The organism is Stutzerimonas azotifigens DSM 17556 (assembly GCF_000425625.1).
In the GTDB taxonomy this organism is placed as follows: domain Bacteria; phylum Pseudomonadota; class Gammaproteobacteria; order Pseudomonadales; family Pseudomonadaceae; genus Stutzerimonas; species Stutzerimonas azotifigens.
In genome coordinates, this window is record NZ_KE384409.1 from 110,932 (window position 1) to 134,556 (window position 23,625).

Genomic DNA, 23,625 nt, shown 5'->3' on the forward strand with positions numbered 1-23,625 from the left:
ATCCCGGCCTGCCCATTCCTCTACCGCCAGCCTGTTCCGCCGGCTGGCGATCGTCCTTCGGAGCGTTCCGGCTTCACTCCCACTCGATCGTCGCCGGCGGCTTGCTCGACACGTCGTAGGTCACCCGGGAGATGCCTTCGATCTCGTTGATGATGCGGTTGGAGACGGTCTCCAGCAGCTCGTAGGGCAGGTGCGCCCAGCGCGCGGTCATGAAGTCGATGGTTTCCACCGCGCGCAGCGCCACCACCCAGGCATAACGCCGGCCATCGCCGACCACGCCCACCGATTTCACCGGCTGGAAGACCACGAACGCCTGGCTGACCTTGTGGTACCAGTCGGCCTTGCGCAGCTCGCTGATGAAGATGTCGTCGGCGCGGCGCAGCAGGTCGGCGTATTCCTTCTTCACTTCGCCGAGGATGCGCACGCCAAGGCCCGGGCCCGGGAAGGGATGGCGGTAGACCATGTCGTACGGCAGGCCGAGCTCCAGGCCGATCTTGCGCACCTCGTCCTTGAACAGCTCGCGCAGCGGCTCGACCAGCTTGAGGTTCATCTCCTCGGGCAGGCCGCCGACGTTGTGGTGCGACTTGATCACGTGGGCCTTGCCGCTCTTGGCGCCGGCGGACTCGATCACGTCCGGGTAGATGGTGCCCTGGGCGAGGAACTGGATGTTGTGCAGCTTGCTGGCCTCGGCGTCGAACACGTCGATGAAGGTGCGGCCGATGATCTTGCGCTTCTTCTCCGGGTCGGCCTCGCCTTCGAGGTTGCCGAGGAACTGCGCCTCGGCGTCGGCACGGATGACCTTCACGCCCATGTTCTCGGCGAACATGGCCATCACCTGGTCGCCCTCGTGCAGGCGCAGCAGACCGTTGTCGACGAACACGCAGGTCAGCTGGTCGCCGATGGCCTTGTGCAGCAGCGCGGCGACCACCGAGGAATCGACCCCGCCGGACAGGCCGAGCAGCACGTTGGCGTTGCCCACCTGGGCGCGGACCTGGGCGACCAGGTCCTCGACGATGTTCGACGGCGTCCACAGCGCCTCGCAGCCGCAGATATCCAGCAGGAACCGCGACAGGATGCGCCCGCCCTGCTTGGTGTGGGTCACTTCCGGGTGGAACTGCACGCCATAGTAGGCGCGCGACTCGTCACCCATGGCGGCGATCGCGCAGCTCGGCGTGCTGGCGATGATGTGAAAGCCTTCCGGCAGGTTGCTGACCTTGTCGCCGTGGCTCATCCAGACGTCCAGGCCGAACACGCCGTCGTCGTCCATGTGGTCTTCGATGCCGTCGAACAGCTTCGACTTGCCCACCAGGTCGACCCGCGCATAGCCGAATTCGCGGATGTCCGAGCCCGAGACCTTGCCGCCGAGCTGCTCGGCCATGGTCTGCATGCCGTAGCAGATGCCGAACAGCGGTACGCCCAGGTCGAACACCACCTGCGGCGCGCGCGGGCTGCCTTCCTGGTGCACCGACTCGGGACCGCCGGCGAGGATGATCCCGCGCGGCGCGAAGGCGCGGATCGCGTCCTCGTCCATGTCGAACGGGTGCAGCTCGCAGTACACACCCAGCTCGCGCACGCGACGGGCAATCAGCTGGGTGTACTGCGAACCGAAATCCAGGATCAGGATGCGGTGGGCGTGAATGTCGGGATGGGCCATTTGTTCTTCACCTGAATAAATGGCTGGAGGCTGGAGGCTGGAGGCTGAACGAAAAAGCGTGATCGTCCAGCCTCCAGCCTCCAGCCTCCAGCGAAAAGCCGATTAACCTACGCGGTAATTGGGTGCTTCTTTCGTGATCTGCACGTCATGCACGTGCGACTCGGCCATGCCGGCGCCGGTGATGCGGACGAACTGCGGCCTGGTGCGCATCTCGTCGATGGTGGCGCTGCCGGTGTAGCCCATGGAGGCCCGCAGGCCGCCCATCAGCTGGTGGATGATGGCAGCCAGTGCGCCCTTGTACGGCACGCGGCCTTCGATACCTTCGGGCACCAGCTTCTCGGCGCCGGCGGCGGAATCCTGGAAGTAGCGATCCGACGAGCCCTGCGCCTGCGCCATGGCGCCGAGCGAGCCCATGCCGCGATAGGCCTTGTAGGAGCGGCCCTGGAACAGCTCGACCTCGCCCGGGGCCTCTTCGGTACCGGCGAACATCGAGCCCATCATCACCGCGTTGGCGCCGGCGACGATCGCCTTGGACAGGTCGCCGGAGAAGCGGATGCCACCGTCGGCGATCATCGGCACACCGGTGCCTTCCAGCGCGGCGGAGACGTTGGCGATGGCGGAAATCTGCGGCACGCCGACACCGGCGACGATGCGGGTGGTGCAGATCGAGCCCGGGCCGATGCCGACCTTGACCGCGTCGGCGCCCGCCTTGACCAGATCCAGCGCCGCTTCGGCGGTGGCGATGTTGCCGCCGATCACCTGCACGTCCGGGAATTGCTCCTTGACCCAGCGCACGCGCTCGATCACGCCGCGCGAATGGCCGTGCGCAGTGTCCACGACGATGACATCGACTCCGGCGGCGGCCAGCGCCTCGACCCGCTCGGCGGTATCGGCACCGGTGCCCACCGCTGCGCCGACGCGCAGGCGGCCCTGGCTGTCCTTGGACGCCAGCGGATAGGTCTTGGCCTTCTCGATGTCACGGAAGGTCACCAGGCCGCGCAGCTGGAAATTCTTGTCCACCACGATCATCTTCTCGATGCGGTGTTCGTACAGCTTGGCCTTGATCTCCTCGAGGCCGGTGCCTTCCAGCACGGTGACCAGCTCTTCCTTCGGCGTCATGATCGCCGCCACCGAGTCGCCGGCGTTCGGCGTGAAACGCAGGTCGCGGCCGGTGACGATGCCCACCACCTCGCGGTTGGCCACCACCGGGAAGCCGGAGAAGCCCAGCTCGTCGGCCTTGCGCAGCAGTTCGCTGATCTTGGTGTCGGGGCTGACGGTCACCGGGTCGTGGACGATCGCCGTCTCGTGGCGCTTGACCTTGCGCACCTCGGCCGCCTGCTGCTCGACGCTCATGTTCTTGTGGATGATGCCGATGCCGCCTTCCTGCGCCATGGCGATGGCCAGGCGGGCTTCGGTCACGGTATCCATGGCGGCCGACACCAGCGGAATGTTCAGCTCGATGCCGCGGGTCAGGCGGGTCTTGAGGCTGACATCCTTGGGCAGGACTTCGGAATATCCTGGAATCAGGAGAACGTCGTCGAAGGTCAGGGCTTCTTGGCTGATGCGCAGCATGGCGGGGCTCCCAGGCGGGAAAAAGGAAGCGCGGCATTATACCCACGCGGGCCTGACGTCTCAATCTGCGCGCGGCCGGGAAACGCCGTCGGAGACGCTGCTGTTCGGCCCGGCGCGCGCCTTCGTCGCCTCTCCTGCCGACAGCCGCGCCGCCCTGCCGGTTCCAGCCGCCGATGCCCGCGGCTATCATGCCGGCCATGCTCACCGATCCCTTCCAGCGCCTGAACCTCGATCGCGAGGTCCTCACCGTCTCGCAGCTCAACGGCCGCGCGCGCCTGCTGCTCGAGGACGTGTTCGCCCAGGTCTGGGTCGAAGGCGAAATCTCCAACCTGGCGCGCCCCGCCTCGGGCCACGTCTATTTCACCCTGAAGGACCGCAACGCCCAGGTGCGCTGCGCGCTGTTCCGGCAGAACGCCCTGCGCGTGCGCCAGGCCCTGCGCGACGGGCTGGCCGTGCGCGTGCGCGGCAAGGTCTCGCTGTTCGAGGGTCGCGGCGACTACCAGTTGATTCTCGACAATGTCGAGCCGGCCGGCGACGGCGCGCTGCGCCTGGCCTTCGAGGCGCTGAAGGAGAAGCTCGCCGGCGAAGGGCTGTTCGCCAGCGAGCGCAAACGGCCGCTGCCGGCGCATCCCCAGCGCATCGGCATCGTCAGCTCGCCGACCGGCGCGGTGATCCGCGACATCATCAGCGTCTTCCGCCGCCGCGCGCCGCATGTCGAACTCACCCTGGTTCCCACCGCCGTGCAGGGCCGGGAGGCGACCGCGCAGATCGTGCGCGCCCTGGCCCTGGCCGACGCGCAGGGCTTCGATGCGCTGATCCTGGCCCGCGGCGGCGGCTCGCTGGAGGACCTCTGGTGCTTCAACGAGGAAGCCGTGGCGCGCGCGGTGGACGCCTGCCGCACCCCCATCGTCAGCGCCGTCGGGCACGAAACCGACGTATCCATCGCCGACTTCGTCGCCGACGTGCGGGCCCCGACCCCCTCGGCGGCCGCCGAACTACTGGCACCGCATGCCGGCGACCTGGAGCAGCGCCTGGAAACCCTGCGCCGGCGCCTGCTGCATTGCACCCGCGAGCGCCTGCGCCGCGACGCCCTGCGCCTCGAAGGGCTGACCCGGCGCCTGCGCCACCCCGGCGAACGCCTGCAGCAGCAGGCGCAGCGCGTCGACGACCTCGAGCAACGGCTGATCCGCGCCATCGACCGTCGGCTGTGCACCGGCCATGAACGCCTGGCACGCCTGGACACCCGGCTCGGCGCGCAGCACCCCGGCCGCGCCCTGGCGCAATTGCGGCAACGCCTGGACCACCTCGGCGACCGCCTGCCGCGCGCCATGCAGGCCGCGCTCCGGCACCAGCGCCAGCAACTGCAGGCGCTGGTGCAGACGCTGCACGTGGTCAGCCCGCTGGCGACCCTCGGGCGCGGCTACAGCATCCTGCTCGACGAACAGGGCCGCGCCATCCGCGCCGCCAGCCAGACCCACCCCGGCCAGCGCCTGTCGGCGCGGCTGGCCGAGGGCGAGCTGCAGGTCCGCGTGGAAGACAATCATCTCGAGCCGGTCACCCTTCCGCTGCTCTGATCGGTGTGAGCTGTCTCGACCGCGAACGGGACGCCATCATCTTTGGGCGGCCGAGGCCGCTCCCGCGAAGAGCCGTGCCTGGGGGCTTGGCTGTCGCTGTCGCCGCGGGGGCGCGCCTCCCACAGGGTGGGCCGGATGCCTGGCAAGGGCCTGCGGCTGCCCTGCTTTGTGGGAGGCCCGCCCTCGGGGCGATGTGCTGGTGAGTCTCGACCACGAACGAACCCGCCCATTCGCGGCCCCAACAGAAAAGCCCTGCTGCACAGCACGCCTTTCTCCGGCCGGCGCTTTCGGCGACCATGGCAAGCCCATGCCCTACGGAGCCCTCGTCAGTGCGCACCCTGGTTCTTCTGCTCGCCCTCTGCCTCGCGCTTCCGGCCCAGGCCGAAGGCTTCCTCACCCGCCTGCTGAACAAACCGGTCCCCGGGGGCGTCGCCGTGGTGCCGCTCGGCGACGGGGCCGACGCGCCGCGCGTGCGCTACCAGGACAAGCCGGTGCTGGTGATCCGCGAGGATGGCGCACGCTGGATCGCCATCGTCGGCATTCCGCTGGCCACCACCCCCGGGCCGCAGCAACTGCAGGTGGGCGAGCGCACCCTCACCTTCGCCGTCGAAGCGCGCCACTACCGGGAGCAGCACATCACGCTGAAGAACCAGCGCCAGGTGAACCCGAACCCGGAGGACCTGAAGCGTATCGCCCGCGAACTCGACGAGCAGACCGGCGCCTACCGGCAGTTCAGCCCCGGGCAGCCGAGCAACCTGCTGTTCGACAGGCCGGTGGCGGGGCCGCTGTCCTCGCCGTTCGGGCTTCGCCGGTTCTTCAACGGCGAGGAGCGCAACCCGCACTCGGGCCTGGACTTCGCCGTCCCGGCGGGCACGCCGATCAAGGCGCCGGCCGCCGGGCGGGTCATCCTCGTCGGTGACTACTTCTTCAACGGCCGCACGGTGTTCCTCGATCACGGACAGGGCCTGGTCAGCATGTTCTGCCACCTGTCGGAAATCGGCGTGAATGTCGGCGATCAGGTCGCGCGCGGCGGCGTGATCGGCAAGGTCGGTTCGACCGGGCGGGCCACCGGGCCGCACCTGCACTGGAACGTCAGCCTCAACGACGTGCGTGTCGATCCGACCATCTTCATCGGCGCCTTCGAGCCCTGAGCAAAGGGTCGCGGCCTGGCGCCGGGCTTCCGACCTGCGGCCATGAATCCAGGCCCCCTTGCGACGGTCTGAATAGTCCCACCCAGCAGAAGAGGAAACCGCAAACATGGGCCTGTTCAGCAAGATCAAAGAAAAACTCGGCATCGGTTCGCCGGCCGTAGGCAACGAAGCCACCGCCAAGGCCGCCCCGCCAGCGCCCGGCGCCGACTCGGCCACCTCCCTGACCGATCGACCGACCGCCACCTCCAACGCGACCACCGGGCCGCTGGAGACACCGGCCGGCGTGACGCCAGTACCGTCGGCGGCACCCGAACGCGTGGACGTCGCCGCCAAGCTCGACGCCATGGCCGGCCAGCATCCGGAGACCCTGAACTGGCGCACCTCCATCGTCGATCTGCTCAAGCTGCTGGGCATCGACAGCAGCCTGGAATCGCGCAAGGAGCTGGCCACCGAACTGGGCTGCCCGCCGGACAAGATGGGTGATTCGGCGCAGATGAACATGTGGCTGCACCGCGAGGTGCTCAAGCAGCTGTCGGAAAACGGCGGTCAGGTGCCGCCCGAGCTGCTGCACTGACGGACCGGCGCCGCCGCCACCCGGCGACGGCGCCGCGCTCAGGCCTGCGGGCCGATCGGGAAGAACACGCCATGGCTCCAGACGCCGAGCCAGGAGACGCCGTCGACTTCGCGCGGCACCGCCAGGTCGACCAACTGATAGAAGACGCTGCGCGCGATCAGCGCCTCCAGGTTGGCTCGTACGTGCACGTAGGGCGCGGGCTCCTGGGTCTGCGGGTCCAGCTCGACCCGCAGCGGATGCTCGGGCCCGGCCTCGGTCTCATCCTCGACGTTGGTGACGAAGCGCAGCACCTGGGCCTCGCCTTCGCCCTCGACCTCCAGGCGCACGGCGACGAAGGGCGCATCGTCGACCCTGATGCCGACCTTCTCGACCGGCGTCACCAGGAAGTAGTCGTCGCCGTCGCGGCGAATCACCGTGGAGAACAGTCGCACCATGGCCGGTCGCCCGATCGGCGTGCCCAGGTAGTACCAAGTGCCGTCCCGGGCGATGCGCATGTCCAGGTCGCCACAGAACGGGGGATTCCACAGGTGAACCGGCGGCAGTCCCTTCTTTTCGCTCCTGGGGATCTGCCCCAGCAGGTCCCCTGCTCTGCCCGTGTCGCTCATTCGGTTCTCCTCTAGCGGGAGACGCCAAGCAGGCGCTGTGCGTATTCGCGCAGCGGCGGGCCCAGCAGGGCCTCCGGCTTGGCGTCATACAACGACAGAAGTCCGCCGCGGCTGCGGATGGTAGCGGTGTCGACCAGGTAGCCGGTGGCGATCTCGATGAGCATCAGCTGCACCACGCCGCTGTCGATGCCGAGCCGGCTCAGCCTGCGCTCGTCGTCCCATTCCCGGACGTTGCCGATCCGGTCGTCCGCCGCCGCGAAACGCGTGTACAACACATAATGGGCACCGAGTTCGCGCCCCTGGTTCAACGCTTCCTCCAGCCCCAGCGGCTCGGGAGCACGACGAACCAGCGGGAAGTATTCGACGAACCGCTCGTAGGTCTCTTCGGCGATGACGTTGGGACGTGGATAGGCATGTCCCGGCGGCACGAAATGGCCCTGGGCGATGAGAATGAAGGAGTCCGGCTGCAGCCGCCACGCGCTCGTCCGGCTCGTCTTGCTGTGGTCGAGCAGGCCGGCGTCGCTCAGGTGATGACGCGCGCTGCCGGCCATGTCGCTGACGCTCATGCAGCCGGCCAACGACAACATCAGCAGCAATCCCAGCGCACGCATGTTCTGTCCTCTTCTGGTCCGGCGTCGGAAAGCCGGCGACGGGGACGCCCGATGCAGCTTTCGCGCCAGCGAACCGGGGTCAGCTGTCGCGCTTGCGCTTGTTGCCCATGCGCACGCCGATGTCCATGAGGAACTGGAAGAAGCCTTCCTGATCTTCCAGCACGCTGCTCCAGAACGGCGAGTGGTACAGCGCGACCGCGCCATGCACCAGCGCCCAGGCCGCACAGTAATGGAAATACGGTGGGACGTCCTCGAGCTTGCCCTCGGCGATCCGGCCCTTGATCAGTTGGGTGAGGTGCTCGAAGTTGGAGGCGCGGATCTTGTGCAGTTCCTCGACCATCTCCGGAACCTGCCGGCCCTTGACCACTTTCTCCTCGAGGCGGTCGAACAGTCGATAGCGCTGCGGATCGCGCATGCGGAACTCGAAGTAGGCCCGGGAAAGCGCTTCGCGGTCGCGGTCCACGTCAGGCGAATGCAGCAGCTCGTTGAGGTCGCGCTCGTAATCGAGCATCAGCCGCAGATAGATTTCGGCCTTCGACTTGAAGTGCTTGTAGATCGTGCCTTTGCCGATGCCGACGGCGTCCGCGATCATCTCGACGGTGACGCTGTCTTCACCCTGATCGAGAAACAGCTGCAAGGCCGTGTCGAGAATCTCCTGCTCGCGACGGCGAAACTCGCGGACCTTTCGGGGTTCGTTCTGCATGACTGATTGCGAAGTGCCTTAATTGAAGCGCGATATTATGCCTACCTGGTCGAAAAATGCACGGAACAAAGCCGATGGTCGAACTGCATGACGAGTTTCCCCAGGCCCCCGGTCTGCGCTACCTGAACCACGCCGCCGTCGCGCCCTGGCCGCGACGCGCCGCCGAGGCGGTCGCCGCCTTCGCGCAACAGAACCTTGCCGTCGGGGCACGCGATTACCCCCAGTGGCTGGAGACCGAGCGGAGGCTGCGTGAACGACTGAAGCGCCTGCTGAACGCCCCTTCGATCGCCGACGTCGCGCTGGTGAAGAATACCTCCGAGGCGCTTTCCTTCGTCGCCTTCGGGCTGGACTGGCGCGAGGGCGACGAGGTCGTCATCAGCGACGAGGAGTTTCCTTCCAACCGGGTGGTCTGGGAGGCCCTGCAGCGGTTCGACGTGCAGGTGCGCCAGGTCGGCCTCAAGGGCGACGATCCCGAGGCCGACCTGCTGCAGGCCTGCAATGGGCGGACGCGGCTGATGGCGATCAGCGCGGTGCAGTACGCCAGCGGCCTGCGCCTGGACCTGGAAAGACTCGGGCAGGGCTGCGAGCAGCGCGGCGTACTGCTGTGCATCGATGCCATCCAGCAGCTCGGCGCCCTGCCCTTCGACGTGCAGGACAGCCGCTGCGCCTTCGCCATGGCCGACGGCCACAAGTGGCTGCTCGGCCCCGAGGGGCTCGGTGTCTTCTACTGCCGGCGGGATCTGCGCGAACGCCTGACCCTGCACGAGTACGGCTGGCACATGCTCGAACATGCCGGTGACTACGACCGCCGCGAGTGGGAGCCAGCGCGCAGCGCCCGGCGTTTCGAGTGCGGCAGCCCGAACATGCTAGGCGCGGTGGCGCTGGAAGCGAGCCTCTCGTTGCTCGAGGAGGTCGGCATGCCGAAGGTGGCCCGTGCCCTCGGCGAGCGTATCGACGTGCTGCGCGAAGGGCTGGCGCGCCTGCCCGGCATCGAGCTGCTCGGCGACGCCCGTCCCGAACGAAGGGCCGGCATCCTCACCTTCCGCATCGGTGACGGGGAGCAGTCCGGCCATTTCGAGGCACTGAAGCAGGCGCAGGTCGTCTGCGCCCTGCGCGGCGGCGGCATCCGCCTGTCGCCGCACTTCTACACGCCGCAGCGGGTGCTGGACGAGACCCTGGACCTGGTCAGGGGCATGGCCCGTCGCTAAGCGATCAAGCCCGCCCCACCTATTCCAAATCCGTTTAATAAATGATCAACCGCGCCCGGCAGGAACGGGCAAACCGACCGATACTTGTCCTGCTGGCCGGGTATCCCCCAAGCCTGGCCAGGTGAGGCCTCGAGGATCGAGGTTTCGTACTCCTAATGGTCTTGGCCCGGCTCCGCAGGGACGCCGGGTTCTTTTTGTCAGCGTCGGCGCGCGAGCGGGAACAGCCGGTAGAAGTTGTCCGTGGTCCGTTCGGCGAGGGCTTCGAAGGGCTCGCCGCGCAGTTCGGCGAGAAACTCGGCGACCTCGCGCACGTATTCCGGCAGGTTGGGCTTGCCGCGATGCGGCACCGGCGCCAGATAGGGCGAGTCGGTCTCCACCAGCAGGCGGTCGGCGGGAATTTTCTTCGCCACCTCGCGCAGCGCCTCGGCGTTGCGGAAGGTGACGATGCCGGACAGGGAAATGTAGAAGCCCAGGTCCAGCGCCGCGCGGGCCATCGCCCAGTCCTCGGTGAAGCAGTGCAGCACGCCCGCCTGCGGCAGGTCGGCCTCGCGCAGCAATGCCAGCGTGTCCTGGCGCGCTTCGCGGGTATGCACGATCACCGGCTTGGCGGTGCGCCGCGCGGCCTCGAGGTGCAGGCGGAAGGAGGTTTGCTGACGCTCGGCGGCCTGCGGTTCGTAGTGGTAGTCCAGCCCGGTTTCACCGATCGCGACCACGTGCGGGCGGGCCAGCTGTTCGAGCAGCCAGTCGAGGCTCGGCGCCGCGTCGGCTTCGAGGTCCAGTGGGTGGATGCCGACCGAGCAGTCGACGTCCTCATGCCGGGCCGCCAGCTCGCAGACCGCGTCGGCGTTGTCGGCACTGACGCCGATGCACAGGAAGTGACCGACGCCGCGTTCGCGCGCCGCCGCCAGCGCCCGATCGAGCGAGCCGTCGTGGGCGCCGAGCTCCAGCCGGTCGAGGTGACAGTGGGAATCTACCAACATGGGAATAGCCGTCCGGGTGACAGGGAACGGCGAATTGTAATGCAACCCTTCGCCGGGCTGCAGCGCCCGCCCGGCCGGCCGGCCTACATCGTGTGCGTCAGGCGGTCGGACTTGAGCGCGCCGGCCAGGTAGGTCTCGATCTTGTTGCGGGCGGTGTTGTCTCCCTCGTGGAACTGCACGCCGACGCCGGCCGCGCGGTTGCCCTGGGCGCCTTTCGGGGTGATCCACACGACCTTGCCGGCGACCGGAATCCTCTCCGGCTCGTCCATCAGGTTGAGCAGCATGAACACCTCGTCGCCGAGGCGATAGGTCTTGTTGGTGGGGATGAACAGACCACCATTCTTGATGAACGGCATGTAGGCGGCATAGAGCACGGACTTGTCCTTGATGGTCAGGGACAGGATGCCGTTGCGCGGGCCCAGATTGGGTGGAAGGTTCATGGATCGATTCCAGCGTCAGGAGCCCGGATTCTAGCCCGCCCCTGGCAGGCTTGCCCACTTCGTCAACAGCGCTTCGAGAAGCAAGACACGGTTCAGGTTGGCCTTGCCGAGCACTTTCTGCCGCTGCTCGAGCAGCCAGTCCTGGATGGCGAGCACGCGCGGCAACGGCGCCTTCTGCGCCAGGTACTGGACGACCTTGGCCATGTCCTCGGGACCGAGCCCCTGCTCGTCACGCGTCATCTGGAAACGCAGGGCCAGCTGCGCCCACTCGCAGAACCAGTCGAACAGCAGTATGAGCGGTACGGCGTTCCAGCTTTCCGCGACCTGGCTGACCGACAGCTGCTGCTTGAGCAGTTTCTTCACCGCGCCCACCACCTGCGCGCGCATCTCGAGCACGCCCAGGCCATGCAGCCGGACCGCCGCCAGCGGCGAACCACCGGCCAGCTGCAGCAGCTGACGCCGCGCAGCGTCGTCCAGGTCCGGCAGCGCGCCGGCCAGCCATTCGACCGCCTGGGCCTGGCTCGGCAGCGGACAGGCCTGCTGCACGCAGCGACTGCGGATGGTCGGCAGCAGGCGGCTCGGCTGGTGGCTGACGAGCAGCAGCACGGTGTTGCCGGATGGCTCCTCCAGGCTCTTGAGCAAGGCGTTGGCGGACGCCAGGTTCATCGCCTCGGCCGGCTCCAGCAGGACGATCTTGCGACCGCCGAGCTGCGCGGTCTGGCTGACGAAACCGACCAGATCGCGCACCTGGTCGACGCGGATGGCCTTGTCGGCCTCCTCGGGTTCGAGAACGTAATGGTCCGGATGCGTGCCCGCCGCCAGCAGCAGGCAGCTTTTGCAGGTACCGCAGGCGCCTTCCGCCGTCGGCCGCTGGCACAGCAGCATGGCCATCAGGCGTTCGGCGAAATGGCGCTTGCCGATCCCCGCAGGCCCGTGCAGCAGATAGGCATGGGCGTGCTGGCTGCGGCCGGCGAAGCGCTGCCAGAGCTCGGCCTGCCAGGGATAGGCTTCAGCCACGGATGCGCTCCAGCAATTCCGGCAGCAAGGCATCGAGCGCCTGCTGCACACCGCTCAGCGGCTGGCCGGCGTCGAGCACCCGGTAGCGCCCGGGGCAGGCGCGAGCCCGCGCCAGGTAGGCGTCGCGCACCGCCTGGAAGAACGCCAGGCCTTCCTGTTCGAAGCGATCGAGGCGCCCGCGGGCGGCCGCCCGGCTCAGGCCGACCTCGACCGGCAGGTCGAACACCAGGGTCAGGTCCGGGCGCAGTTCGCCCTGGACGAAGGTTTCCAGCCGGGCGATACGTTCGGCGCCGAGCCCGCGCCCGCCGCCCTGATAGGCGTAGGTCGCGTCGGTGAAGCGGTCGCAGAGCACCACGGCATCGCGTGCCAGCGCCGGCCTGATCACCTGCGCCAGGTGCTGGGCGCGCGCGGCAAACACCAGCAGCAGCTCGGCGTCTTCGCACATGGGCTCGGCGCTGGGCGCCAGCAGCAGCTCGCGGATGCGCTCGGCCAGCGGCGTGCCGCCGGGCTCCCGGGTCAGCACCACCTCGACGCCGTGCGCCCGCAGGCGCTCGGCCAGGTACTCGCGGTTGGTGCTCTTGCCGGCGCCTTCCGGCCCTTCCAGGGTGACGAACAGACCGCTCATGGGGTGCCCTCGCTCGGCGCCGCCTGGATCTGCGGCGCGGGGCTGGAGCGGTAGTCGGCGCGGCGGTTGAGCTGGAACTCGCGAACCGCGCGATTGTGCTCGGCGAGCGTGTCGCTGAAGACGTGGCTGCCGTCGCCGCGCGCGACGAAGTACAGGCTGTTGCCCTCTGCCGGATGCAGCGCGGCATGGATCGCCTCGCGGCCGACCATGGCGATCGGCGTCGGCGGCAACCCGGGCTTGACGTAGGTGTTGTAGTCCGTGGCCTCGCGCAGGTGCGCACGGGTGATCCGCCCGCGATAGCGGTCGCCGAGCCCGTAGATGACCGTCGGGTCCGTCTGCAGCAGCATGCCCCTGGCCAGGCGGCGCACGAACACCCCGGCGATCTGCCCGCGCTCTTCCGGTACGCCGGTCTCCTTCTCGATGATCGAAGCCATGATCAGCGCCTGGTAGGGATCGCTGTACGGCAGGCCTTCGGCACGCTTGCTCCACTCCTCCGCCAGGACCTGTTCGAGGCGGCTGAAAGCGCGTAGGAGGAGTTCGCGGTCGCTGGTGCCGCGAGTATAGAGGTAGGTATCGGGGAAGAAGCGGCCCTCCGGGTGCAGGTCCGGGTAGCCCAGCTCGGCCATCACCTCGGTGTCGGAAAGGCCCTGCAGGCTCTGTTCGATCTTCGGCTGCGCCGCCAGCGCGAGACGCACCTGCTGGAACGTCCAGCCCTCCACCAGGGTGACGCTGTGCTGCATCACCTCGCCGCGCTGCCATAGCCCGATCATCTGGCGCACCGTCATGCCGGGCTGCAGCTGGTACTCCCCGATGTGCAGGGTCTGCCCGGCCAGATTCAGCCGCCAGTACAGCCGCAACCAGAATGCATCGTCCAGCAGCCCCTCGGTCTCGAGACGCCGAAACACGCCGCCCGGGGTATCGCCGGGGCGGACCTCCAGCAGTTGCGCCTCTTGCAGTTCGAGGGGCTGTTCGAGGGCTGCGTACTGCCGCCAGGCGCCGAAAACGCCGGCCAGCACTGCCGCCAGCCCGACGACCAGCAGCACAAGTAGGATCTTTCGAATCACGAATCGCTCGGCATCTTCGCCAGAAGGGCCTGCAGTTTACGGGTGAGCGGCCCGACCGGCCAGCTCAGCACGTCACAAGCCACTACCGGCCAGATGCCGTACTGGCTGTTACAGACGAACACCTCGTCGGCCCCTTCGAGGGCATCCGGCCCCAGGTCGCTCACCACCGCTTCGAGCCCCGCCGGGCCGGCCAGTTCGAGCAGCTCGGCGCGCATCACGCCGGCGACACCACAGCGATCCAGCGCCGGAGTCAGCAGGCGCCGGCCCGAGATCAGGAACAGGTTGCTGAACACCCCTTCGACCAGGCGACCGGCGCCGTCGCGCAGCAAACCCTCGGCGAAGGATGGATCGCTCCACTCGGCGCGCGCCAGCACCTGCTCCAGCCGGTTGAGGTGCTTCAGGCCGGCCAGCGCCGGTTGCTCGGCCAGGCGCAGCCGGCAGGGGAACAGACGGACGCCCTGCTCTGCATTCTCGGCGGGATAGTGCGGCTGCGGGCCCCCGATGAGCATTCGGCTGGGCCGCGCCGGCTGGGGAAAGGCATAGCCACGCTGCCCCGCCCCGCGCGTCACGATCAGCTTGGCAACGCCCTCGCCGAGCGCAGCGGCGAATGCGTTCAGCTCGGCGCCGACGGTTTCCATATCCACCGGCAGTGCGAGCCGTTTGCAGCCTTCGCCCAGCCTGGCCAGGTGACGCTCGAGCCGCAGCGGCCGGCCATCGATGACCCGGATCGTTTCGAACAGGCCGTCGCCGTAGGCCAGCCCACGGTCGAGGACGGCCACCTGCGACGCAGGCAGGCCGTCGATCCAGGTCAGGCTCACGCCTGGAAGCGGCGGAAGACCAGCGAGCCGTTGGTTCCGCCGAAGCCGAAGGAGTTGGACAGCGCCACCTCGATCGGCATCGACCGTGCCTCATGCGGCACGAAGTCGAGGTCGCAGCCCTCGTCCGGGTCGTCGAGGTTGATCGTCGGCGGAGCCACCTGGTCGCGGATCGCCAGCACGGTGAAGATCGCCTCGACCGCGCCCGCCGCGCCGAGCAGGTGGCCGGTCATCGACTTGGTCGAACTCACCGCCAGCTCGTAGGCATGCTCGCCGAACACACTCTTGATCGCCGCCACCTCGGCCGTGTCGCCCGCGGGGGTCGAGGTGCCGTGGGCATTGATGTAGTCGATCTGGCTCGCGTCCAGCCGGGCATCCTTGAGCGCGTTGCGCATGCAGCGCGCGGCACCGGCGCCGTCTTCCGGTGGCGAAGTCATGTGGAACGCATCGCCGCTCATGCCGAAGCCGATCAGCTCGGCATAGATGGTCGCCCCGCGCGCGCGCGCGTGCTCCAGCTCCTCGAGCACCAGCGCGCCGGCGCCGTCGGATAGCACGAAGCCATCGCGCGCCCTGTCCCAGGGGCGGCTGGCAGCGGCAGGATCGTCATTGCGCGTGGACAACGCCCGCGCCGCGGCGAACCCGCCGATGCCGAGCCCACAGGCGGCCATCTCGGCGCCACCGGCGATCATCACGTCGGCCTCGCCATAGGCGATGTTCCGGGCCGCCATGCCGATGCAGTGGGTGGCCGTGGTGCAGGCCGTGGCGACGGCATAGTTGGGGCCCTGCAGGCCCAGATGGATCGACAGGAATCCGGAGACCATGTTGATGATCGAGCCGGGCACGAAGAACGGCGAAATCCGCCGGGGCCCCTGTTCGATCAGTGACTTGCAGTTGTTCTCGATGTTGGTCAGACCACCGATGCCGGAGCCGATGGCGACGCCGAAGCGATCCCGGTTCTCGTCGGTCGCCTCGAGTCCCGAGTCGCGCCAGGCCTGGAAGCTGGCCGCGAGTCCGTACTGGATGAAAAGATCGAGCTTGCGCGCCTCCTTGGCCGGCAGGTACTGCTCGACCTCGAAGCCCTTGACCGAACCTCCGAAACGCGTGGAATACGCGGAAAGGTCGGTGTGCTCGATCAGCCCGATACCGCTGCGGCCGGCCAGAATCCCTTGCCAGCTGCTCGGCACATCGTTACCCAGGGGCGATACCATGCCCAGCCCGGTGACCACGACGCGTCTACGCGACACAGCAATTCTCCTTACACATAACTCTTGAGGGCGAACGACCAGCCATTGCCGTCGCCATGGCCCCGTCGGGCCTTTTATACGCAATCAAAGAAAAGCCGCACTACCCCATCGAAGGCAGTGCGGCTTTTCCTGTTCGAAGCGGGATTACGTCTTACTGCGCGTGCGCGTTGATGTAATCGATGGCTTCCTGAACGGTAGTGATCTTTTCGGCCTGCTCGTCCGGAATCTCGGTCTCGAATTCCTCTTCCAGAGCCATCACCAGCTCGACAGTGTCAAGGGAGTCGGCACCCAGGTCTTCGACGAAGGAAGCGCTGTTAGTGACTTCCTCTTCCTTGACGCCAAGTTGCTCGGCAACGATTTTCTTGACGCGTTCTTCGATGGTGCTCATACCTTGTTTTCACTCCTATGGAAAAATCCAGGCAGCTGGTCTGCGCGGTAGTGTATAGAAAGCGTTTTCCGCATTTCAAGCTGAAAGCAGGACAGCATGCCTCCGCTACCGATGATCTGTCTATAACCCGGCCAGCCGCTTATTACCTTATCCAGCGGTTACGACGATTGCTGAGACAGCCGGGCTTCGCCCGGCGTCACACTCAGCTCATGTACATCCCGCCGTTGACCGGAACGGTGGCCCCGGTGACGTAGGCCGCACCGTCGGAAGCCAGGAAGCCCACCACCCTGGCGATCTCCTCGGCCTGCCCGAGACGACCCAGCGGAATCTGGCCGAGCAACGCCTCGCGCTGCGCTTCCGGCAGTTCGCGGGTCATGTCGGTGTCGATGAAGCCGGGCGCCACCGCGTTGACCGTGATGCCGCGCGAGCCCACTTCACGCGCGAGCGCGCGCCCGAACCCTTCGAGGCCGGCCTTGGCTGCGGCATAGTTCACCTGCCCGGCGTTACCCATGGCACCGACCACCGAGCCGATGCTGATGATCCGCCCCCAGCGCGCCTTGGTCATGCCGCGCAGCACCGCCTTGGTCAGCCGGTACAGGCTGGTCAGGTTGGTGTTGATGACGTCGTGCCACTCCTCGTCCTTCATGCGCAGCATGAGGTTGTCGCGGGTGATGCCGGCGTTGTTCACCAGGATCGCCACCTGGCCGTGGGCCTGCTGGATCTGCTCCAGCGCGGCCGCCACCGAGTCGTCGCTTCCGACGTCAAGCATCAGCCCCTGCCCCTGGATGCCATGGTTCGCCAGCGTTTCGCCGATGCGCTGGGCGCCGGCCTCTGAAGTCGCCGTGCCGATGACGATTGCACCCTGGCGACCGAGCTCCAGGGCGATGGCCTGGCCGATCCCGCGACTCGCACCGGTGACCAGCGCCACCTTGCCTTGCAGATTCATTCGCATTTCTCCTTGTTCATGCCAGCGCGGCGCGCGCGGCGGCAAAGCGGTCGGGGGTGTCGAGGCCATGGGTATTGACCCCCTTGACACAACGCTTGTTGAGCCCGGACAGGACCTTGCCCGGACCGCATTCGACGAGATCGGTGATGCCCGACTCGTTCAGCCGGATCACGGTTTCCACCCAGCGTACCGGGCTGTAGAGCTGTGCCAGCAGGTCGCGTTTGAGCGCGTCGAGGTCGACCGGCACGGCGGCGCTGACGTTCTGCACCAGCGGGATGGCGGGTTCGCGCCAGTCGATCGAATTGACCGCTTCCGCGAAACGCTCGGCCGCCGGACGCATCAGCCCGCAATGGGACGGGACGCTGACCGGTAACGGCATCGCGCGCTTGGCACCCTTGGCCTTGCACGCCTCGATCGCACGCGCCACCGCGGCCGCCTTGCCGGCGATGACCACCTGGCCCGGCGCGTTGAAGTTCACCGCACTGACCACCTCGCCCTGGGCCGCCTCGGCACAGGCGGCCAGCACGTCGGCATCTTCCAGGCCGAGGATGGCGGCCATCGCCCCCTCGCCTGCCGGCACGGCCTGCTGCATCAGTTGGCCACGGCGCTCGACCAGGCGGACCGCCTGTTCCAGCGACAGGCTTTCGGCAGCCACCAGGGCCGAGTATTCGCCGAGGCTGTGGCCGGCGACGTAGGCCGGACGCGCGCCGCCTTCGGCCAGCCACAGGCGCCAGAGCGCCACCGACGCGGCGAGGATGGCCGGCTGGGTCCTGTCGGTCTGGTTGAGCTGCTCTTCGGGCCCCTGCTGGCAGAGCGCCCAGAGATCGTAACCGAGCGCCTGCGAGGCTTCGGCGAAGGTATCGGCGATCACCGATTGCTGCGCACCGATTTCGGCGAGCATGCCGACGACCTGGGAGCCCTGGCCTGGAAAAACGAATGCGATTGAGGACATTGAAACGAGTCTCTTGTGGCTCTTGTCGTTCGAACGCGGGCAGTGCTCGCCCGCGTACTGCTGGGTTGGATGGTCTGCCGCCGGGTGCGGTCACATGACCAAGACTACAGTAGATGCTCCAGCTGGCTGTGCAACCGTCCCGGAAGGTCCTGGCGGACATCCTCGGCGGCCTTGCGGATGGCGGTGCGGAAACCGGCCTCGCCGGCGGCACCATGGCTTTTCACCACGATCCCCTGCAATCCGAGGAAACTCGCGCCGTTGTAGCCGGACGGCGCCAGCTCGGCACGCAATCGGCGTAGCAGTGGCATGGCCAGGGTGCCGGCCAGGCGCGACAGCAGCGAGCGGCGGAACAGCGCATCGAGCCGTGTGCCGACCATGTGGGCCAACCCCTCGCTGGACTTGAGCAGAATGTTGCCGACGAACCCGTCGCACACCGCCACGTCGGCCTCGCCACGGAACAGCCCGTCCCCTTCGACGAAGCCGGAAAAGTGGATGCCGCGGGCCTGCCGCAGCAGGCTCGCCGCCAGCTTGACCTGCTGGTTGCCCTTGATGTCCTCGGTTCCGACGTTCAACAGGGCGACGCGCGGCCTGGCGACGCCCAGGGCCTGCGCGGCCACCGAGCCCATCACCGCGAACTGGTAGAGGTGTTCGGCATCGCAGTCGACGTTGGCGCCGAGGTCGAGCAGCAGACAGCTGCCCCGCTCGGTCGGAATGGCCGTGACCATGGCGGGCCGGTCGATGCCGGGCAAGGTCTTGAGCAGATAGCGCGCAAGAGCCATCAGTGCGCCGGTGTTGCCGGCGCTCACGCAGGCCTGGGCCTGCCCGTCGCGCACCAGCTCGAGCGCCCTGCGCATCGAGGAATCCGGCTTGCCGCGCAGGGCCTGGGTCGGGCGCTCGTCCATCGTCACCACTTCACCGGCATGAACGATGCGCAGGCGCGAGCGGTCGACGCCGGGATGGGCGTTGACGAGACGGTCGATCAGAGGGGATTGGCCGACGAGGACCAGGTGCAGCGAGGGGGATTCAGCCAGGCAGGAAAGGCTGGCCGGAACAATGCAGCGGGGACCGAAGTCCCCGCCCATTGCGTCGATCGCGATGATCGGTGCGGACAAGGATTACTCGTCGGCGCCTTTGTCGATCACCTTGCGACCACGGTAGAAACCGTCCGGGGAAACGTGGTGGCGCAGGTGAACTTCACCCGTGCTCTTTTCCACCGACAGCGCGTTCGACTTGAGCGCATCGTGCGAACGACGCATGTCGCGAGCGGAACGGGACTTTTTGTTCTGCTGAACAGCCATTGAATCAACTCCTAAACGTTTGGGTCACGCTTTAACTGCGCCAGTACGCTGAACGGGTTGGACCGCTTCACCTCGTCCTCGGCGGGCTCGGACTGCTCCGATCCGGCCGGCGCCTGGCAAATTTCGGGGTCGTGGAGTGGAACAATAGGCAGCGCCAGCAGCAACTCGTCCTCAGCCAGCGCCAGCAGATCCAGCGGATCCTCCCCCACCTCCAGCACGTCGTAGCCCTTGGGCAGGTGCTGGGTATTCGCGCCCTCGTTGACCACCGCATAGTCACATTCGCTGTGAATCGGCAGCACGACCGGCTCCAGACAACGCTGGCAAATCATCTTGACGTCAACATCGAGGCGACTGTGGATCACCACGGTCCGCTGCTCGTCACGCCCGAAGGAAAACCGGGCGCGCACCGCCCCCTGATCGTCCTCGAGGGAGTCACTGAGGCGTTCGAGCCTGCTGAGCGGCAGCTCACCCTCGAGGGTCGCTGAACGCTCGGCCAACTGACGCGGCTCGACGTGCGAAGGTATCGGTCCTTTCAACATAAGCGCGGCATTCTATGGATGCCCTCTGGCGCTGTCAAAGGAATTCCACCCCTTTCGTCAGGCCCACAGCGCTACAATCACAGCTTTTCCGACGAGGCTTCGCATGCGCCCTCTGCTGCTCGCTTCCAGCTCGCCCTATCGCCGCGAGCTCCTGGCCCGCCTGGGCCTGCCCTTCGAACACGCGTCACCCGATATCGACGAAACCCGACTGCCCGACGAGGCCCCGGACGCCCTGGTGCGTCGCCTGGCCGAGAGCAAGGCACGCGCCCTCGCCGCCCGACATGCCGGCCTGATCATCGGCTCCGACCAGGTCGCGGTGCTCGACGGGCGAGTGCTCGGCAAGCCCCATACCTTCGAACGCGCCCGGGAGCAATTGAAAGCCGCCAGCGGCAGGACCGTGCGCTTCCTCACCGGCGTGGCGCTGCTCGACAGCGTCAGCGGCAACGTGCAAGTCGACTGCGTCCCGTTCGACGTGCATTTTCGCGAACTGGGCGACGCCACCATCGAGCGTTATCTGCGCAAGGAAACGCCCTACGACTGCGCCGGCAGCTTCAAGGCCGAGGGGCTGGGCATCGCGCTCTTCCGCCGGACCGAAGGCGAAGACGTGACCAGCCTGGTCGGCCTTCCGCTCATTCGCCTGGTCGACATGCTGCTGGCGGAAGGCCTGGAAATCCCCTGAGCTAGCGCAGTACCGGAGCCTGCAGGCCGGCCCACAGGGCCAGGTGCTCGGCAATGCTGGCGCCCAGCCGCCTGGAAAGACGCTCCAGCGGCGAGCCCTTGACGGTGAAGTCGACGGTCTCCGGCGCGCCGATCACGTTGCGCGCCACCTCGCCGGTGCTGGCCAGCCCGTCGATCAGGCCGAGCTCCAGCGCCTGCTCGCCCGACCAGATCAGGCCGGAGAACAGCTCCGGATGCCGCTCGTCCTGCAGGCGGTCGCCACGCCCCTGCTTGACCGCGTCGATGAACTGGCGGTGGGTGGTCTGCAGCACGTTCTGCCAGAACGCCGTTTCCTCCGGCTTCTGCGGCTGGAAGGGGTCGAGGAACGCCTTGTGCTCCCCGGAGGTATAGACCCGACGCTCGACGCCGAGCCTGTCGATCGCCTCGACGAAACCGAAGGTGGTCGCCGTGACGCCGATCGAACCCACCAGGCTGGACCTGTTCGCGTAGATCTCGTCCGCAGCGCTGGCGATGTAGTAGGCCCCGGAGGCACCGAGATCGGTGATCACGGCGTAGACCTTGATGTCCGGATGCTCGCCACGCAGGCGCCGGATCTCGTCATATATATAGCCGGACTGCACCGGACTGCCGCCCGGACTGTTGATCCGCATGACGATGCCACGGGTATTGGGATCCTCGAACGCCTCGCGCAGGGCGCCGATGACGTTGTCCGCGCTGGCCGCCTCGTCGTCGGCGATCATGCCGCGCACATTGACCACCGCCGTATGGCCCGAACCCTCGACCGACTTGCCCAACTGCAGCGCCGGCGAAAGCATGAACAGCACGAAGAACAGGTAGGCGAAGGTCAACAGCTTGAAGAAGATGCCCCAGCGGCGCGCACGGCGCTGCTCCTGGATGCTCGCCTGCAGCGTGCGTTCCAGCAGCTTCCAGCTCTTCTGATCGTCGTTGCCGGCCGACGGCGCCTTCCATTCATCCGACATGGTCCCTGACCTCGCGTGAAACCGAAGGCATCAGCCAGACGCCGAGCTCTTCGAAATGATTGATCGACAGGCACGGCCCGCACGCCTGCAACACCGACAGCGGCTGGGCACCGAAGCCGACGGCCACCGCGTCCATTCCCGCCCGGGCCGCCATCTGCAGGTCGAACACCGAGTCGCCAACCATGAGCGCCCGCTCCGCGGGCACACCGCAATGCACGAGGATCTCGTCGAGCATCAGCGGATCCGGCTTGCTCGCCGTCTCGTCGGCACAGCGGGTCACCTCGAAGAAGGTCTCCCAGCCCTGCCCGGCAAGCGCGCGATCGAGTCCGCGCCGGCTCTTGCCCGTGGCTACCGCCAGTTGGTACCCGGCCGAACGAAAGGCCGCCAGGGCCTCCCTCACTCCGGGAAACAGGGGCGAAGGTTGCCGCTCGAGAAGGAGCCAGTGCTCGCTGTACGCCTGCCGAAAGGCTTCGACGCGCCGGCTGTCGTTCAGTTCGGGATAGAGACTGGCGATCGCCTCGGGCAATCCCAGGCCGATGATGCCCTTGACCGCCACCGCTTCGCGCCGAGGCAGTTCACAGCGGTCGGCAGCGGTCCACATCGATTCGACGATACGGCCGATGGAATCGGCCAGCGTGCCGTCCCAATCGAAGATGAGCAGCTCGTAATCAGGCACCCAGTCGCTCCAGCGTGCGCTCCCAGAGTTCGTCGACCGGCGCCTCCAGCTCCAGCACGCCGCCTTCCGGCAGCGGCACTCGCAGGGCGTAGGCATGCAGGAACAGCCGCTTGCCGCCCAGCTCGCGCACCTCGCGGGTGAAGGCCTCGTCGCCGTACTTGCTGTCGCCGGCGATGCTGTGCCCGGCATGCTTGGCATGCACCCGGATCTGGTGCGTCCGCCCGGTGATCGGGCGCGCCTCGACCAGCGTGGCGAACTCGCCGAAGCGGCGCACCACCTTGAACAGCGTCAACGCCTCCTTGCCTTCGTCGTCGACCTCGACCATGCGCTCGCCCGAACGCAGCGTGTTCTTCAGCAGAGGCGCGCTCACCTGCTTGCGCGCGGACTCCCAGCGCCCGCGCACCAGCGCCAGATAACGCTTGTCGACGCCATCGCCGCGCAGCGCCTGGTGAAGATGGCGGAGCATGCTGCGCTTCTTGGCGATCATCAGCAGGCCGGAGGTGTCGCGATCGAGACGATGCACCAGCTCCATCTCCTTCGCCTCCGGCCGCAGCTGCCGCAGCGCCTCGATCACCCCGAAGCTGAGCCCGCTGCCGCCGTGAACGGCGATGCCCGCCGGCTTGTTCAGCACCACCAGCCCCTTGTCCTCATACAGGATCGCCGCCTCGAGCCGCTCCAGCAGGGACGCGGCGACCGGCACCGGCTCGTCGCGCTCGGGCAGCCGCAGCGGCGGCACGCGCACCAGGTCACCGGCCTGCAACCGGTAGTCGGGCTTGATGCGCCCCTTGTTGACGCGGACCTCGCCCTTGCGAAGGATGCGATAGATCAATGTCTTGGGAACGCCCTTGAGCTGGGTGCGGAGGAAGTTGTCGATGCGCTGGCCGGCAAGCTCCGGCGCGACCTCGAGCAATTGGACGCTCGAGGTCGGAGAGGGGGTCGTGGTCATCGGCGCATCATAGCAAGTTCATGCATTTGAAGCACTTAGTCATTGCTGCTATAGTCCCGAACGCCGCCAAAAGCGGCCTGGTCCGGCATGGCCAGCCACACCGCCGTTGCCGACCCGAAAACCGTTCCAGGACGCAGAGGCCGTCCAGCGTCATTCATCGTCCAGCGGTGAGTGACGAATCAAGCCTCGAGAGACATGTTGCGTGCCCCCGCTGGGGAATCGCGCCCAATGCAACCGCTCCCGGATTCTGCGAGCGGCACCCGATTTTCAAAGTATGCGTGTTGGGTGGAGATGCACGGTCTTCGGATTGCGTAGCACAGCTTTACAGACGCTTCAGGTCGTCCGCTACCAAAGACCGATTCCTCCTCCCGAACCATTGCTTCTG

General features: G+C 67.3%; 26 protein-coding genes. 5 read left to right on the plus strand and 21 right to left on the minus strand.

All coding sequences use genetic code 11. The features are described 5' to 3' along the window. Positions 1–73 precede the first annotated feature (73 nt). Positions 74–1,654: a glutamine-hydrolyzing GMP synthase gene (gene guaA / locus H610_RS0112445; RefSeq protein WP_028239974.1), complete on the minus strand. Its 1,581-nt coding sequence runs from the start codon at positions 1,652–1,654 to the stop codon at positions 74–76. Positions 1,655–1,756: 102 nt separating this feature from the next. Next, positions 1,757–3,226 carry an IMP dehydrogenase gene (guaB, locus tag H610_RS0112450; protein ID WP_028239975.1) on the minus strand — a complete coding sequence of 490 codons (1,470 nt, stop codon included), beginning with the start codon at positions 3,224–3,226 and terminating at the stop codon, positions 1,757–1,759. Positions 3,227–3,423: 197 nt separating this feature from the next. On the opposite strand from guaB, the gene xseA reads away from it, so the two are divergent. From xseA to H610_RS0112465, 3 genes are all read left to right on the plus strand, one after another. Continuing rightward, complete coding sequence (gene xseA / locus H610_RS0112455; protein ID WP_028239976.1) at positions 3,424–4,800, plus strand: exodeoxyribonuclease VII large subunit; 1,377 nt, start codon at positions 3,424–3,426, stop codon at positions 4,798–4,800. Between the two features lie 296 nt (positions 4,801–5,096). After that, on the plus strand, positions 5,097–5,951 hold the full coding sequence (locus tag H610_RS0112460) for a peptidoglycan DD-metalloendopeptidase family protein (RefSeq protein WP_051231724.1): 855 nt from the start codon (positions 5,097–5,099) through the stop codon (positions 5,949–5,951). 106 nt (positions 5,952–6,057) lie between these two features. After that, positions 6,058–6,525: a DUF3597 domain-containing protein gene (locus H610_RS0112465; RefSeq protein ID WP_028239978.1), complete on the plus strand. Its 468-nt coding sequence runs from the start codon at positions 6,058–6,060 to the stop codon at positions 6,523–6,525. A gap of 38 nt (positions 6,526–6,563) precedes the next feature. On the opposite strand, the gene H610_RS0112470 is transcribed toward H610_RS0112465, so the two are convergent. The 3 genes from H610_RS0112470 to H610_RS0112480 form a co-directional block, all read right to left on the minus strand. Then, on the minus strand, positions 6,564–7,130 hold the full coding sequence (locus tag H610_RS0112470; RefSeq protein WP_028239979.1) for a DUF1285 domain-containing protein: 567 nt from the start codon (positions 7,128–7,130) through the stop codon (positions 6,564–6,566). 11 nt (positions 7,131–7,141) lie between these two features. After that, entirely contained in the window at positions 7,142–7,741 is a 600-nt protein-coding gene (locus tag H610_RS0112475) for a DUF4823 domain-containing protein (protein ID WP_028239980.1), read from the minus strand. Positions 7,742–7,820: 79 nt separating this feature from the next. Further along, positions 7,821–8,444, minus strand: a complete 624-nt coding sequence (locus H610_RS0112480; RefSeq protein WP_028239981.1) for a TetR/AcrR family transcriptional regulator — start codon at positions 8,442–8,444, stop codon at positions 7,821–7,823. Between the two features lie 74 nt (positions 8,445–8,518). Here H610_RS0112480 and H610_RS0112485 point away from each other — a divergent pair, with 74 nt between their 5' ends. Further along, complete coding sequence (locus tag H610_RS0112485; RefSeq protein ID WP_028239982.1) at positions 8,519–9,652, plus strand: aminotransferase class V-fold PLP-dependent enzyme; 1,134 nt, start codon at positions 8,519–8,521, stop codon at positions 9,650–9,652. 197 nt (positions 9,653–9,849) lie between these two features. Here the strand turns inward: H610_RS0112485 and H610_RS0112490 are convergent, their stop codons facing one another. The 13 genes from H610_RS0112490 to H610_RS0112550 all read right to left on the minus strand — a co-directional run bounded on the left by H610_RS0112490 (position 9,850) and on the right by H610_RS0112550 (position 19,960). Then, positions 9,850–10,632, minus strand: a complete 783-nt coding sequence (locus H610_RS0112490) for a TatD family hydrolase (RefSeq protein ID WP_028239983.1) — start codon at positions 10,630–10,632, stop codon at positions 9,850–9,852. Positions 10,633–10,715: 83 nt separating this feature from the next. After that, positions 10,716–11,072 (minus strand): PilZ domain-containing protein, encoded by a 357-nt coding sequence (locus H610_RS0112495; protein ID WP_028239984.1) that lies wholly within the window; start codon positions 11,070–11,072, stop codon positions 10,716–10,718. A 30-nt stretch (positions 11,073–11,102) separates the two neighbouring features. Then, a complete protein-coding gene (locus H610_RS0112500; protein WP_028239985.1) occupies positions 11,103–12,089 on the minus strand; it encodes a DNA polymerase III subunit delta' in 987 nt (328 codons plus the stop codon). Then, positions 12,082–12,714 carry a dTMP kinase gene (tmk, locus tag H610_RS0112505; protein ID WP_028239986.1) on the minus strand — a complete coding sequence of 211 codons (633 nt, stop codon included), beginning with the start codon at positions 12,712–12,714 and terminating at the stop codon, positions 12,082–12,084. Before tmk ends, H610_RS0112500 begins: the two co-directional genes overlap by 8 nt. Further along, positions 12,711–13,778, minus strand: coding sequence for an endolytic transglycosylase MltG (gene mltG, locus H610_RS0112510; RefSeq protein WP_028239987.1), 1,068 nt, complete (start codon positions 13,776–13,778; stop codon positions 12,711–12,713). The genes tmk and mltG overlap by 4 nt, the downstream gene beginning before the upstream one ends. Continuing rightward, complete coding sequence (pabC, locus tag H610_RS0112515; protein WP_028239988.1) at positions 13,775–14,590, minus strand: aminodeoxychorismate lyase; 816 nt, start codon at positions 14,588–14,590, stop codon at positions 13,775–13,777. Before pabC ends, mltG begins: the two co-directional genes overlap by 4 nt. Before the next feature lie 2 nt (positions 14,591–14,592). Continuing rightward, the gene (fabF, locus tag H610_RS0112520; protein WP_028239989.1) at positions 14,593–15,837 is read right to left on the minus strand and encodes a beta-ketoacyl-ACP synthase II; all 1,245 of its coding nucleotides are present in this window, start codon (positions 15,835–15,837) and stop codon (positions 14,593–14,595) included. A 151-nt stretch (positions 15,838–15,988) separates the two neighbouring features. Then, positions 15,989–16,225, minus strand: coding sequence for an acyl carrier protein (acpP, locus tag H610_RS0112525; RefSeq protein WP_003283670.1), 237 nt, complete (start codon positions 16,223–16,225; stop codon positions 15,989–15,991). Positions 16,226–16,427: 202 nt separating this feature from the next. Beyond that, positions 16,428–17,171: a 3-oxoacyl-ACP reductase FabG gene (fabG, locus tag H610_RS0112530; protein WP_028239990.1), complete on the minus strand. Its 744-nt coding sequence runs from the start codon at positions 17,169–17,171 to the stop codon at positions 16,428–16,430. Positions 17,172–17,187: 16 nt separating this feature from the next. After that, entirely contained in the window at positions 17,188–18,123 is a 936-nt protein-coding gene (fabD, locus tag H610_RS0112535; protein ID WP_028239991.1) for an ACP S-malonyltransferase, read from the minus strand. A gap of 104 nt (positions 18,124–18,227) precedes the next feature. Further along, positions 18,228–19,235 (minus strand): phosphate acyltransferase PlsX, encoded by a 1,008-nt coding sequence (gene plsX, locus H610_RS0112540; RefSeq protein WP_028239992.1) that lies wholly within the window; start codon positions 19,233–19,235, stop codon positions 18,228–18,230. Positions 19,236–19,238: 3 nt separating this feature from the next. After that, positions 19,239–19,421 carry a 50S ribosomal protein L32 gene (gene rpmF, locus H610_RS0112545; protein ID WP_028239993.1) on the minus strand — a complete coding sequence of 61 codons (183 nt, stop codon included), beginning with the start codon at positions 19,419–19,421 and terminating at the stop codon, positions 19,239–19,241. Positions 19,422–19,432: 11 nt separating this feature from the next. After that, complete coding sequence (locus H610_RS0112550; RefSeq protein WP_028239994.1) at positions 19,433–19,960, minus strand: YceD family protein; 528 nt, start codon at positions 19,958–19,960, stop codon at positions 19,433–19,435. A 103-nt stretch (positions 19,961–20,063) separates the two neighbouring features. On the opposite strand from H610_RS0112550, the gene H610_RS0112555 reads away from it, so the two are divergent. Next, positions 20,064–20,639 (plus strand): Maf family protein, encoded by a 576-nt coding sequence (locus H610_RS0112555; protein ID WP_028239995.1) that lies wholly within the window; start codon positions 20,064–20,066, stop codon positions 20,637–20,639. A gap of 1 nt (position 20,640) precedes the next feature. Here the strand turns inward: H610_RS0112555 and sppA are convergent, their stop codons facing one another. From sppA to rluC, 3 genes are read right to left on the minus strand one after another with little or no spacing between them, the layout of a single operon-like run. Beyond that, on the minus strand, positions 20,641–21,618 hold the full coding sequence (sppA, locus tag H610_RS0112560) for a signal peptide peptidase SppA (RefSeq protein WP_028239996.1): 978 nt from the start codon (positions 21,616–21,618) through the stop codon (positions 20,641–20,643). Further along, positions 21,608–22,294 (minus strand): HAD-IA family hydrolase, encoded by a 687-nt coding sequence (locus H610_RS0112565; protein ID WP_028239997.1) that lies wholly within the window; start codon positions 22,292–22,294, stop codon positions 21,608–21,610. Before H610_RS0112565 ends, sppA begins: the two co-directional genes overlap by 11 nt. After that, positions 22,287–23,240 carry a 23S rRNA pseudouridine(955/2504/2580) synthase RluC gene (gene rluC, locus H610_RS0112570; RefSeq protein ID WP_028239998.1) on the minus strand — a complete coding sequence of 318 codons (954 nt, stop codon included), beginning with the start codon at positions 23,238–23,240 and terminating at the stop codon, positions 22,287–22,289. The genes H610_RS0112565 and rluC overlap by 8 nt, the downstream gene beginning before the upstream one ends. Positions 23,241–23,625: the final 385 nt, after the last annotated feature.